This window comes from Halomonas sp. ML-15 (genome assembly GCF_014779595.1).
GTDB lineage: Bacteria > Pseudomonadota > Gammaproteobacteria > Pseudomonadales > Halomonadaceae > Franzmannia.
Genome location: NZ_JACXZT010000019.1, coordinates 996,509 through 1,007,918 on the forward strand (window position 1 = coordinate 996,509; position 11,410 = coordinate 1,007,918).

An 11,410-nucleotide genomic window follows, 5' to 3' on the forward strand; every position below is an offset into this window, starting at 1 on the left:
CCGAACGGGTTGGCCATGGATGGCCAACCCCGGTCCTGCAAGCGAAGCAGGGATACGAAAGCGTAGCAGGGAAAAGGTAGCGCCCAGGGATGGGTTTACAGCGCCCCCGCGTAGGCCTGTCGCCGGAAAAGCCGCGTCGCTTACTGGAACTAAGCCGCCTAGTTGTTTTGACTCGAGCCCAGCGGATCCATGCCCGCTTCGCGCAGCATCGCGCAGAGGCGAATCAGCGGCAGGCCGATCAGGGTGTTGGGATCATCCCCCTCGAGTTTCTCGAACAGGCTGATGCCCAGCCCCTCCATGCGAAAGCTGCCGGCGCTGTCGAGTGGCTGCTCGCGGGCCACATAGTGGCCGATCTCCTGCTCGCTTAGTTGGCGAAACACCACGTCGTAGGTCTCATGGCACACCTGATGACGGCCGTGGGCGCTGTCGAGCAGCGCCAGGCCGGTGATGAAGTGCACCCGCTGCCCGGAGAAACGCGCCAGATTGGCGCGGGCGGTGGCCTCGTCGCCGGGCTTGCCGAGGATTTCGCCGTTGAATACCGCCACCTGGTCGGAGCCGACGATCAGATGGGTGGGATAGGCCTCGGCCAGGCGGCTGGCCTTGGACAGTGCCAGGCGGTGGACCAGTGCTTCCGGTGTCTCATCGGGGCGCGGCGTCTCGTCGATATCGGGGCTGGCGCAGTCGAACGGCAGGCCCAGGCGTTCGAGCAGTTGGCGGCGGAAGCGTGAGCTGGAGGCAAGAACCAGGTCCGGCATGCACCTCTCCTTGAGGTCGGATGGCAAAGCGGGTAGGCCGTTAGGCTTTGTACGAAAACTGCCTGTGCTCGGCCATGCGGCGTTAAAAATCGGCTCAAAATACTCATTTACACCCCGTAAACTCCGTTTTTTCGCCAATTTTTGCCTTGCCTGACCTTCGCTCGCCGACTTTTCGTACAAAGCCTAGTCTGCCGCCTGCCGAGCCGGCTTGTACAGCGCGGTGAAACAGCGCCCATCGGGGCTTTGACAGGGGCGGGGGGAGTGCCTATCATTGCGCGCCTATGTTGACCACACGACTTCCTCTGCAGGTTGAGCCCTATCGGCTCGCTGCCAATGGCGAACGTCTCGAGGGGCAGGTGCCACTCGATCGTTTCGCGCGCCTTGCCGCTGAAGCCGGCGAGCAGTCCGGCGTGGTCGAGGTTCGCCTCGACTTTGCCATCGATGCCCAGGGGCGGCGCGTTATCGACGGTTGGCTGAGCGCCGAACTTTTGCTGGCATGCCGGCGCTGTCTGACGCCAATGGCGCAGCGGGTCGATAGCCAGTTTCTGCTCGGTATGGTCAGCAGCGATGCCCTGGCGGCCGAACTGCCGAGCACTCATGAGCCGGTGCTGGTGGAAAACGAACAGCTGAATCTCCTCAGCCTGCTCGAGGACGAGTTGCTCCTCAGCCTGCCGCAGGTGATTTACCACGACGAGGCGCAGTGTCGCGTCTCTCGCGACCAGCTGAGCAGCGGTGAGGCGTCTGAAGTTGCCGAGACGTCCACTGTCAGTCCTTTCGAGGTGCTGCGCGCCTTGAAAGACAAATCCTGATTCATTATCGATACACTCTGGAGTGATATCTCATGGCAGTTCAACAGAACCGCAAGACCCGTTCCAAGCGCGGCATGCGTCGTAGCCACGACGCCCTGAGCGCACCGACCCTGTCTCAGGACAAGGAAACCGGCACCACCCACCTGCGCCACCACGTCTCTCCGGACGGCTTCTATCGTGGCCGCAAGGTCGTCGACGCGTAAGTTGGCGCGCGACGCGATCCATATCGTCCGCTGACCATGCGCGTGGCCATTGATGCGATGGGCGGGGACCTCGGTCCCCGCGCCACCGTTCAGGGCGCCGCGCGCGCGCTGCATGCTCAGCCAAGACTCTCTGCCTGTCTGTTTGGCCCTCGGGCGCTATTGGCGTCGGAGATCGATGCCTTGCCTGCAGCTCTGCGCGGTGTGGCCGAGCGGCTGACGCTGTGTGACGCGCCGCGAGTGATCGATCAGGCGATGAAGCCGTCTCAGGCACTGCGCGCGCCGCGTGACAGCAGCCTGGCGATGATGCTCGACAGCCTGGCCCAGGGGCGGGCCGATGCCGGCGTCAGCGCCGGTAATACCGGTGCGCTGATGGCACTGGCCAGGCGTGCGCTGGGGACCGTGGCAAGCATTCCGCGGCCCGCGATCAGCACCGCGGTACCGACCCGAGAGGGGGGGCGCTGCTATCTCCTCGATCTGGGTGCCAATGTCGAAGCCTCGGCCGAGCGGCTGGTCGACTTTGCCCTGATGGGGGCGGTCATGGCGCGGCGGGTGGACGACGTGATGGCACCGCGGGTGGCGCTGCTCAACATTGGCGTTGAAGGCACCAAGGGGAGTGCCAGTGTGCGTGAGGCGGATGCGCTGCTGCGCCAGGTGCCGGGCCTCGACTATCGAGGCTTTATCGAAGGCGACGGTATCTATTCTGGCAAGGTCGATGTGGTAGTGTGCGATGGCTTTGTCGGTAACGCCGTGCTCAAGGCCAGCGAAGGCTTGGCAAGAATGTTGATGGAGCGGGTCCAGGCGACTTTCGAGGCGCACTGGAGCAGTCGCTTGGTAGGGTTGCTGGCGAGGCCTGCGCTGCGGCGCCTCAAGCGCGAGCTCGACCCGGTGCGCTACAACGGTGCCAGTCTGCTGGGGCTGAACGGTATCGTGGTCAAGAGCCACGGCGGCGCCGATGCTGCGGGCTTCGGCTATGCGGTGGGGCGTGCCGTGCAAGAGGTCGATCAAGCGCTGCCTCAGCACCTGGCGCGAGAACTGGATCAGTGGCGGCGTGCTAACGCGTCGGTCGCGTGCGGCCGAGGCGTTAGCGGGGCCGATCCCCGTCGAATGGACGCAGACAACCCCCAGAGGTGATAGCCATGACTCAATCCCTGGCCCTCATGTTCCCGGGACAAGGCTCCCAGCACGTTGGCATGATGCGCGAGCTGGCGGAACGCTACAGTGTGGTACGTACGACCTTCGAGGAGGCGTCGGACGCACTGGGCTACGACCTGTGGCACCTGGTGCAGGAGGGGCCGGAAGAGGACCTCAATGCCACCACCTGCACGCAGCCGGCGCTGCTGACCTCGAGCGTGGCAATCTGGCGTGTGTGGCAGGAGCTCGAGGGGCCGCGTCCGGCGGCCATGGCCGGCCACAGCCTGGGCGAATACAGTGCCATGGTGTGTGCCGGTGTAATGACGTTCGCCGAGGGGGTGCGGCTGGTCAAACTGCGTGGTGAAGCCATGCAGGCCGCGGTGCCGGCCGGCGAGGGCGCCATGGCGGCTATCCTGGGGCTCGACGACAGCGCCGTCGAGGCGGCCTGCGAGCAGGCGGCTCAGGGTGATGTGGTTTCGGCAGTCAACTATAATGCCCCCGGCCAGGTGGTCATCGCCGGTGCCAAGGCGGCCGTCGAGCGTGCCATCGCGGCCTGTCAGGAGGCTGGCGCCAAGCGTGCGCTGCCGCTGCCGGTGTCGGTGCCGTCCCACTGTGCGCTGATGCGGCCCGCCGCCGAGCGCCTCGAGGCCGCCATGGGCGCCATCGAGCTGCGTGCGCCACGCTACACCGTGATACAGAATGTCGATGCGCTGGCGCATGCCGATGTCGATACGCTGCGCACGCGACTGGTGGAGCAGCTTTATCGTCCGGTGCGCTGGACGGCGTGTGTAGAAGCCATGGCTGGGCAGGGTGCCGAGGTGTTCATCGAATGTGGCCCAGGCAAGGTGCTGACCGGTCTCAACAAGCGCATCGCCCGCGGCAGCAGGGGGTTGGCGATCAACGACCCCGACAGCCTGAGCGCGGCGCTCGAGCTGGCCCATGAGGCTGGCAAGTAGGGCTGACGCTGGGCGTTGGTCGATCAGATCATGACTTAATTCGGGACAGTCTATGAGCGAAGCGAGAATTGCATTGGTCACGGGTGCCAGCCGCGGTATCGGGCGTGCCATTGCCCATGAGCTGGGGCGTCAGGGCCGCGTGGTGATCGGTACTGCGACCAGCGAGTCCGGCGCCGAGAAGATCGATGCCGACCTCAAGGCCCACGGCATCCAGGGCGCCGGGCGTTGCCTCGACGTTACCGACCAGGCCAGCGTGGATGCGCTGGTCAAGGCGATTGGTGACGAATTCGGCGCGCCGACCATCCTCGTCAACAACGCCGGCATTACCCGTGACAATCTGTTGATGCGCATGAAGGAAGACGAGTGGGACACGGTGCTCGACACCAATCTCAAGTCGGTCTATCGCGTCAGCAAGGCGTGCCTGCGCGGCATGACCAAGGCGCGTTTCGGACGCATCGTCAGTATCAGTTCGGTGGTGGCGACCATGGGCAATCTCGGTCAGAGCAACTATGCTGCGGCCAAGGCCGGCATGGAAGGCTTTTCCCGCGCCTTGGCACGAGAGGTGGCGTCACGCAACATTACCGTCAACAATGTTGCGCCGGGCTTTATCGCCACCGATATGACCGACGCTCTGCCCGAGGCGCAGCACGAGATGCTGCTTGGCCAGATTCCGCTGTCGCGGCTCGGGCAGCCGGAGGAAATCGCCGCAGCGGTGGGCTTCCTGACCGGCGAGACAGCAGGCTATATCACCGGTGAGACGCTTCACGTCAACGGTGGCATGAACATGCGCTGATGGCGCGCGGACCGTTCCCGGGCGCGAATCTTGCGTCGCCTGGGGGCGGTCTATACACTACACCGCAGCTTTTTGGGCTAGCGGATTTCGAACGGCTGGATTTTCAACGGCTATTTTGAACGACTGGAGTGACCACATAATGAGCACTATCGAAGAGCGCGTGAAGAAGGTTGTGGCAGAGCGCCTGAACGTCAAGGAAGAGGACATTCAGAACACCTCCTCCTTCACCGAAGATCTCGGCGCCGACTCGTTGGATACCGTCGAGCTGGTGATGGCGCTCGAAGAGGAATTCGATACCGAAATTCCCGACGAAGAAGCTGAGAAGATCACCACCGTTCAGGAAGCGATCGACTACGTCAATGCACACCAGTAAGGTGTGACGTCAGCGCGTTGCGCTGTCGGATCGCGGCCAGCGGCCGTTACGGGGGCCGTCCTGCTTGCAGGACGGTCCCCGTTTTCGTATTGGCCTGCGCTTGGCGGTGCGATCGATGGGTGTGGTGGCGGGATGTTTTCGCGGCGGCCACAGCCCGCTAAGGTTCAGGTATAATGCGCGCAAAACGGCACGCAGCCAGCATTGCGTGGCCGTGCCATCAAGGATGTCTGGAGGAGAGCTGATGTCTCGGAAAAGGGTCGTGGTGACCGGGCTCGGGCTGGTAACGCCGGTGGGTAATACCGTCGATGAGAGCTGGGCGAATATTGTGGCCGGCAAGAGCGGCATTTCCGCCATCGAGCATTTCGATGTCAGCGGTTTCAATACGCGCTTCGGCGGTTCGGTGAAGGGCTTCGATATCAGCCCTTATCTGAACCCCAAGGAGGCGCGCAAGATGGACCTGTTCATCCAGTATGGCGTGGCCGCGGGGGCCCAGGCCATCAGCGACGCGGGCCTCGAGTGCACCGAAGACAACGCCGATCGCATCGGTGTCGCCATCGGCTCGGGGATTGGCGGGCTGCCAATGATCGAGCATAACCACAATGCCCTCAACAAGGGCGGGGCGCGGCGTATCTCGCCGTTCTTCGTGCCCGGCTCGATCATCAACATGATCTCGGGCAACCTGGCGATCCAGCACGGCTTTCGCGGACCCAATATCGCCATTACCACTGCCTGTACCACCGGCACCCATAACATCGGCTACAGCGCCCGGACCATTGCCTATGGCGACGCCGACGTGATGCTCTGTGGTGGCGCCGAAATGGCCACTACGCCGCTTGGCCTGGGCGGCTTCTCGGCGGCCCGAGCACTGTCGACGCGCAACGACGACCCGGCAGCGGCCAGCCGCCCCTGGGACCGTGACCGCGACGGCTTCGTGCTCTCCGACGGTGCCGGGGTGATGGTGCTGGAGGAGTACGAACACGCCAAGGCGCGCGGAGCGACCATCTACGCCGAGCTCAAGGGCTTCGGCATGAGCGACGATGCCTTCCACATGACCGCGCCCCCGGAAGACGGGCGCGGCGCGGCGCTGTCGATGAGCAATGCGGTGCGCGATGCCGGTATCGACGCTTCGGACATCGACTATATCAACGCCCACGGCACCTCGACGCCCGCCGGAGATCTCGCCGAGAGCCGTGCGGTGCAGAAGGTGATGGGCAGCGCCGCTGAAGCGGTGGCGGTGAGTTCCACCAAGTCGATGATTGGCCATCTGCTGGGGGCAGCCGGTGCGGTAGAGGCGGTGTTCAGCGTGCTGGCGATTCGCGATCAGGTGGCGCCGCCGACCATCAACCTGGACAACCCCCAGGAGGGCTGCATTCTCGACTACGTGCCACACGCTGCCCGCAAGATGAAGATCGACGTGGCGTTGTCCAACTCCTTTGGCTTCGGCGGTACCAACGGCTCGCTGATCTTCACCCGAGTCTAAGGCGGCCGAATGGAGGAGATGCCGCTCGATGATCGCGGGCTGGCCTATGGCGATGGCCTGTTCGAGACCGTGCTGGTGCGCGACGGCGAGCCGCTGCTGTGGTCGGAGCATGTGGCGCGTCTGCGGCGCGGGGCCGAGCGGTTGGGCTTTGCACTGCCCGACGAGGACGCCATGGGGGCGCTCTGCCGCCAGGCGCCGCCTGGCCTCGCCGTGCTCAAGCTGATCGTGACCCGCGGCAGCGGTGGGCGTGGCTATCGTCCGCCTGACTCGCCGACGCCCCGGCTGCGCTGGCAGCTGGCCAGCTTCACCCCACAGCCGGTGCGCTGGCATGAGGGCGTGAGAGTTCGCCACTGTCGGCTGCGCCTGGGACGTCAGCCGGCGCTGGCCGGTATCAAGCATCTCAATCGGCTGGAGAACGTGCTGGCGCGGGGCGAGTGGCAGGATGATGCCATCGCCGAGGGGCTACTGTGCGACAGCCACGGCCAGCTGGTCGAGGCGACCTGCATGAATCTGTTCTGGCTGCGCCGTGGGCGGCTCGAGACGCCACGCCTGGCGCACTGCGGCGTGGCCGGTACGCTGCGCGAGGCGCTGCTGTCTGAGCTGGACATCGCCGAGGTCGAGGCGGGCCCGGCGGCACTGCTCGACGCCGAGGCGGCGTGGCTGGGCAATTCGCTGCAGGGCGTCTGGCCGCTGACGCAGTTGGACGACCCGCAGGGCGCATGTCTGCGCCGCTGGTCACTGGACGAGAATCATCGCCTATTGCAGGATGCCGGGCACAGGCTGCTGGGTTATCCGACAATCCGCTGAGATAGTTTGATCGAGGATAAGAGATGCGAGTGGTGAAAGGCCTGCTGTTTCTGGTTGTGGTGGCGGCAGTGGCCGCCTATGGCGGCTACCGCTACTGGGAGTCGCGGATCGAGGCGCCACTTGCGCTGGAGGAGAACACCCTCTACGAAGTGCCGCGGGGCGCCGGCTATAATCGCGTGGTGGCCGACCTGGCGTCACGCGGGATCATCCGTGACGACTGGGCCTTTCGCCTGCTGACTCGCCTCGAGCCCGAGTCGGTGCCGCAGCTGCGTACCGGCGAGTATATGCTCAGGCCAGAGATGACGGGCCGCGAGCTGATCGAACTGTTGGGTAGCGATCAGGTGGTCACCTATCCGCTGACGATTCCCGAGGGCTGGACGTTTCGGCAGATGCGTCAGCTGCTCGACAATGCCCCCAAGCTCGATAACCGCACTGAAGGGCTCTCCGACGACGAAGTGATGGCGCTGCTCGACCGTGAGGGGGTGCATCCGGAGGGCTGGTTCTTCCCCGACACCTATCGCTATCACAAGGGCGTTAGCGACGTCGAGATTCTGCGTCAGGCGCTGACGCGCATGGAGCGGGTCCTCGAGGAAGTATGGGCTGAGCGTGACGACGACCTGACCATCGACTCGCCCTATGAAGCGCTGATCATGGCCTCGCTGATCGAACGCGAGACCGGCGCGCCCGAAGAGCGCCGCGAGATCGCCGGGGTATTCAAGCGTCGCATGCAGCAGGGCATGCGCCTGCAGACCGATCCCACGGTGATCTACGGCATGGGAGAGCGCTACACGGGGCGTATCACCCGCGCCGACCTGCAGGAAGCCACGCCCTACAATACCTATGTGATCGACGGCATGCCGCCAACCCCGATCGCCATGCCCGGTCGCGCCTCCCTCGAGGCGGCGGTCAACCCGCTGCCCGGCGAGACGCTCTATTTCGTCTCGCGTGGCGACGGCACCCACCACTTCTCCCGTACGCTGCGCGAGCACAACAACGCGGTCAATCGGTATATTCGTAATCGCTGATTGGAGTAGGCATGCGTCATAACGACTCAAACCGGTTAGCGACAGACGCTGGGGACAAGCCGGAGAGGAGGTCCTACGCCAGGGATGGCGTAGGTAGCGTACAGGGAAGTATTCATAGCGCCTCCTCGGAGGCTTGTCCCCAGGAAAGTCTGGAGCGGAGTCGCTTTCAAGAGAAAGGGCGTTTTATCACCCTCGAGGGAGGCGAAGGCGTCGGCAAGACCACTAATATGGCCTGGGTCTGCGACTGGCTCAGCGCCCGCGGCATCGAGGTCGTGCGTACCCGCGAGCCGGGCGGCACGCCGCGCGCCGAGGCGATCCGCGAACTGCTGCTCGACCCTACCAGCGACGAGCCGCTGGATGACGATGCCGAGCTGCTGCTGGTCTTCGCCGCTCGCGCCCAGCACCTGGCCCAGGTGATTCGCCCGGCGCTGGCGCGTGGCGCCTGGGTGGTGTGCGACCGTTTTACCGATGCCACCTTTGCCTATCAGGGCGGCGGGCGAGGGTTGCCGGTGGAGCGTATCGCCACGCTCGAGAACTTCGTGCAGGGCGAGCTGCGGCCCGACTTGACCCTGCTGCTGGATATGCCGCTGGCGGCGGCCCGCCAGCGCCTGGCGGCGCGCGGCTCGGCGCCGGATCGCTTCGAGCGCGAGCGTGAGGCCTTTTTTACCCGGGTACGCAAGGCCTATCTGGCACAGGCTGCCGCGGCTCCCGAGCGCATCGCGGTCATCGATGCGGCCGGCGCGCTAGACGAGGTTCAGGCTCGGCTCGCCCAGCGCCTGTCTACGCTGCTGGAGACGCCATCATGACAGTTCCCGCTCCCTACCCCTGGCAGCAAGCGCTGTGGACTCAGCTTACCGGTCAGCAGGATGCCGGACGCTTGCCCCATGCATTGCTGTTGACCGGGGCCCACGGCGTCGGCAAGCAGGAGCTGGCCGAGGCGCTGCTGGCGCGCACCCTGTGCCAGGACCCGGGTGTGCTCGCCTGCGGCCGCTGCCACAGCTGCGCGATGCTGGCCTCGGGTTACCATCCCGACCTGCTGCGGGTGTCGCCGGTGGAGAAGAGTCGCCAGATCCGCATCGATCCGATTCGCGAGGTCAATACCTTCGTCAACCAGACCGCTCAGCAGGGCGGCTACCGGGTGATCGTGCTGCAGCCCGCCGAAGCGATGAACATAGCGGCGGCCAATGCGCTGCTCAAGAGCCTCGAGGAGCCCGGTGAGCGCACCCTGTTTGTGCTGATTGCCGATATTCCCTCGCGCATGCTGCCGACCATTCGCTCACGCTGCCAGCGCTGGAGCCTGCCGGTGCCGCCGGCGTCGGCGTGTCTGGAGTGGCTCGGCGAGGCCCTTGGCGACGTCGACGAAGCGCCGTTCTGGCTCGATGCGGCTGGCGGGCTACCGCTGCTGGCCCGTGAAATGGCCGATCCCGAGTCCCGTGCGCTGCGCCAGGCACTGCACGAGCTGTTCGATGCGCTGGTCCGCGGTGCCGAACCGGTGGCCGAGGCTGCGCGCCTCTCTGGGCAATCGGTGGAGCGCATCCTGTGGTACGGTATTGCCTGGCTCGAGGACCTGATCCGGCTGGGACTGTCGGGAGACCGCGGTCAACTGCGCAACCCCGACCTGCTGCCGCTCTACCGGCAGGCGGTCAAGAACGCGCGTATCCACGACTGGTTTCGGCTGCTCGACTATGCTCAGGAGCAGCGCCACCTGCTGGCGGTGGGCGGCAACCCCAACCCGCAGCTGGTACTGGAAGCCTGGCTGGTGCGTTGGTCGGCGCTGCTGCGTTCCTGAGCCAGCGCTCCCTTGGTTTATGCAGGAGTCATTGCCCATGGCCGCCCAGAAAGCCCTGTCACTTCCGATCCCCGACGTACCGACACTACTTCAGGCGTATATGCCCTCGCTGGAGCGCGGCGGAATATTCGTGCCCACCGAGGCGCGCTATGAGCTGGGTCAGGAAGTCTTCCTGCTGCTGACGCTGCCCGGCGAGAGCGACCGGCTGCCGGTCACCGGTCAGGTCGTGTGGATCTCGCCTCCCGGGGTGTCGGGTCGCCGCCGACCGGGTATCGGCGTGCATTTCAGTGCCGAGGACAAGGCCGTGCGCGACCGTATCGAAACGCATCTGGCCGGGCAGCTCGACAAGGGGGCTGCCACCTATACGCTGTAGCCCTGCCAGTCGATGCCATACATCCATTTTTCGGGTATTTCACCGCATGTTCGTAGACTCGCACTGCCATCTCGACCGCCTCGATCTGAGCGCCCATGACGGCGATCTGAACGCCGCCCTGGCCGCCGCCCGCGACCGTGGCGTGGGTCAGTTCCTGGCCATCGGCGTGACCCTGGAAGACGTACCTGGAGTAGCCGCCATTGCCCGTGAGCACAGCGACGTGGTGATCTCCGCCGGCGTCCATCCGCTGCACCAGGTTGCTGAGGAGCCTAGCGTCGAGGCGATCAAGGAGGTCGCTGAGCGCTACGACGCGGTGGCCATCGGCGAGTGCGGTCTCGACTACCACTACCTGCAGCAGTCGCCGGACAAGGTGCCCAGCCGCGAGGTGCAGCGGGAACGTTTTCAGCGTCAACTGATCGCTGCCACCGAGCTCGAGCTGCCGGTGATCATCCATACCCGCGAGGCGCGTGACGAGACGCTGGCGCTGATCAAGGCTCACACCGATCCGGCAGTGGGTGGCGTGCTGCACTGCTTTACCGAAGACCTCGACATGGCCCGCGAGGCGGTGCGTCACGGCTTCTATATCTCGCTGTCGGGGATCATCACCTTCCGCAATGCCGCTGCCCTGCGCGAGCTGGCGCGCCGGATTCCCCTCGATCGCCTGCTGATCGAGACCGACAGCCCCTATCTGGCACCGGTGCCGCATCGCGGCAAGCCCAACCAGCCGGCCTGGGTGGTCGAGGTGGCCGAGTGCATTGCCGCCGAGCGTGGCATCAGCGTCGATGAAGTGGCGATGCAGACCACGGCCAACTTCTATCGGCTGTTTCGCCAGGCGGCTCCCCATGCGCCGGCCGAAATGCATGATAGCCTGGCCGCCGCCGGGCTGGTCTGAGCCGTTATGTAACGAGAGAACGCT

The 11,410-nt window shown here is 65.2% G+C and carries 14 protein-coding genes; 13 read left to right on the forward strand and 1 reads right to left on the reverse strand.

The features are described 5' to 3' along the window. Positions 1 to 158 precede the first annotated feature (158 nt). Entirely contained in the window at positions 159 to 755 is a 597-nt protein-coding gene (locus tag IEI94_RS16420) for a Maf family protein (RefSeq protein WP_191168340.1), read from the reverse strand. Positions 756 to 1,036: 281 nt separating this feature from the next. Between IEI94_RS16420 and IEI94_RS16425 the strand changes: the two genes are divergently transcribed. From IEI94_RS16425 to IEI94_RS16485, 13 genes are all read left to right on the forward strand, one after another. Then, entirely contained in the window at positions 1,037 to 1,564 is a 528-nt protein-coding gene (locus tag IEI94_RS16425; RefSeq protein ID WP_191168341.1) for a YceD family protein, read from the forward strand. 32 nt (positions 1,565 to 1,596) lie between these two features. Continuing rightward, positions 1,597 to 1,767 (forward strand): 50S ribosomal protein L32, encoded by a 171-nt coding sequence (gene rpmF / locus IEI94_RS16430; RefSeq protein WP_021820795.1) that lies wholly within the window; start codon positions 1,597 to 1,599, stop codon positions 1,765 to 1,767. 36 nt (positions 1,768 to 1,803) lie between these two features. Beyond that, positions 1,804 to 2,898 carry a phosphate acyltransferase PlsX gene (gene plsX / locus IEI94_RS16435; RefSeq protein ID WP_191168342.1) on the forward strand — a complete coding sequence of 365 codons (1,095 nt, stop codon included), beginning with the start codon at positions 1,804 to 1,806 and terminating at the stop codon, positions 2,896 to 2,898. A 5-nt stretch (positions 2,899 to 2,903) separates the two neighbouring features. Further along, on the forward strand, positions 2,904 to 3,854 hold the full coding sequence (fabD, locus tag IEI94_RS16440) for an ACP S-malonyltransferase (protein WP_191168343.1): 951 nt from the start codon (positions 2,904 to 2,906) through the stop codon (positions 3,852 to 3,854). A 52-nt stretch (positions 3,855 to 3,906) separates the two neighbouring features. After that, positions 3,907 to 4,647, forward strand: coding sequence for a 3-oxoacyl-ACP reductase FabG (fabG, locus tag IEI94_RS16445; RefSeq protein WP_191168344.1), 741 nt, complete (start codon positions 3,907 to 3,909; stop codon positions 4,645 to 4,647). A gap of 139 nt (positions 4,648 to 4,786) precedes the next feature. Then, entirely contained in the window at positions 4,787 to 5,020 is a 234-nt protein-coding gene (gene acpP, locus IEI94_RS16450) for an acyl carrier protein (RefSeq protein WP_016414620.1), read from the forward strand. Positions 5,021 to 5,261: 241 nt separating this feature from the next. Then, positions 5,262 to 6,500 carry a beta-ketoacyl-ACP synthase II gene (gene fabF / locus IEI94_RS16455; RefSeq protein ID WP_191168345.1) on the forward strand — a complete coding sequence of 413 codons (1,239 nt, stop codon included), beginning with the start codon at positions 5,262 to 5,264 and terminating at the stop codon, positions 6,498 to 6,500. Positions 6,501 to 6,509: 9 nt separating this feature from the next. Beyond that, complete coding sequence (gene pabC, locus IEI94_RS16460) at positions 6,510 to 7,307, forward strand: aminodeoxychorismate lyase (protein ID WP_191168346.1); 798 nt, start codon at positions 6,510 to 6,512, stop codon at positions 7,305 to 7,307. A gap of 23 nt (positions 7,308 to 7,330) precedes the next feature. Next, complete coding sequence (mltG, locus tag IEI94_RS16465; protein WP_191168347.1) at positions 7,331 to 8,332, forward strand: endolytic transglycosylase MltG; 1,002 nt, start codon at positions 7,331 to 7,333, stop codon at positions 8,330 to 8,332. Positions 8,333 to 8,481: 149 nt separating this feature from the next. Continuing rightward, a complete protein-coding gene (tmk, locus tag IEI94_RS16470) occupies positions 8,482 to 9,138 on the forward strand; it encodes a dTMP kinase (protein ID WP_224750290.1) in 657 nt (218 codons plus the stop codon). Next, entirely contained in the window at positions 9,135 to 10,121 is a 987-nt protein-coding gene (locus IEI94_RS16475) for a DNA polymerase III subunit delta' (RefSeq protein WP_191168349.1), read from the forward strand. The genes tmk and IEI94_RS16475 overlap by 4 nt, the downstream gene beginning before the upstream one ends. Positions 10,122 to 10,158: 37 nt before the next feature. Then, entirely contained in the window at positions 10,159 to 10,494 is a 336-nt protein-coding gene (locus tag IEI94_RS16480) for a PilZ domain-containing protein (protein ID WP_191168350.1), read from the forward strand. 46 nt (positions 10,495 to 10,540) lie between these two features. Next, complete coding sequence (locus IEI94_RS16485) at positions 10,541 to 11,386, forward strand: TatD family hydrolase (RefSeq protein WP_191168351.1); 846 nt, start codon at positions 10,541 to 10,543, stop codon at positions 11,384 to 11,386. Positions 11,387 to 11,410: the final 24 nt, after the last annotated feature.

What these genes read in the sequence shown, in the direction of transcription:
- IEI94_RS16485 (WP_191168351.1), top strand. Translation starts at nt 10,541, where the DNA reads ATGTTCGTAGACTCGCACTGCCATCTCGACCGCCTCGATCTGAGCGCC.
- fabG (WP_191168344.1), top strand. Translation starts at nt 3,907, where the DNA reads ATGAGCGAAGCGAGAATTGCATTGGTCACGGGTGCCAGCCGCGGTATC.
- IEI94_RS16425 (WP_191168341.1), top strand. Translation starts at nt 1,037, where the DNA reads ATGTTGACCACACGACTTCCTCTGCAGGTTGAGCCCTATCGGCTCGCT.
- IEI94_RS16420 (WP_191168340.1), bottom strand. Translation starts at nt 755, where the DNA reads ATGCCGGACCTGGTTCTTGCCTCCAGCTCACGCTTCCGCCGCCAACTG.
- fabD (WP_191168343.1), top strand. Translation starts at nt 2,904, where the DNA reads ATGACTCAATCCCTGGCCCTCATGTTCCCGGGACAAGGCTCCCAGCAC.
- IEI94_RS16475 (WP_191168349.1), top strand. Translation starts at nt 9,135, where the DNA reads ATGACAGTTCCCGCTCCCTACCCCTGGCAGCAAGCGCTGTGGACTCAG.
- pabC (WP_191168346.1), top strand. Translation starts at nt 6,510, where the DNA reads ATGGAGGAGATGCCGCTCGATGATCGCGGGCTGGCCTATGGCGATGGC.
- mltG (WP_191168347.1), top strand. Translation starts at nt 7,331, where the DNA reads ATGCGAGTGGTGAAAGGCCTGCTGTTTCTGGTTGTGGTGGCGGCAGTG.
- plsX (WP_191168342.1), top strand. Translation starts at nt 1,804, where the DNA reads ATGCGCGTGGCCATTGATGCGATGGGCGGGGACCTCGGTCCCCGCGCC.
- acpP (WP_016414620.1), top strand. Translation starts at nt 4,787, where the DNA reads ATGAGCACTATCGAAGAGCGCGTGAAGAAGGTTGTGGCAGAGCGCCTG.
- IEI94_RS16480 (WP_191168350.1), top strand. Translation starts at nt 10,159, where the DNA reads ATGGCCGCCCAGAAAGCCCTGTCACTTCCGATCCCCGACGTACCGACA.
- rpmF (WP_021820795.1), top strand. Translation starts at nt 1,597, where the DNA reads ATGGCAGTTCAACAGAACCGCAAGACCCGTTCCAAGCGCGGCATGCGT.
- fabF (WP_191168345.1), top strand. Translation starts at nt 5,262, where the DNA reads ATGTCTCGGAAAAGGGTCGTGGTGACCGGGCTCGGGCTGGTAACGCCG.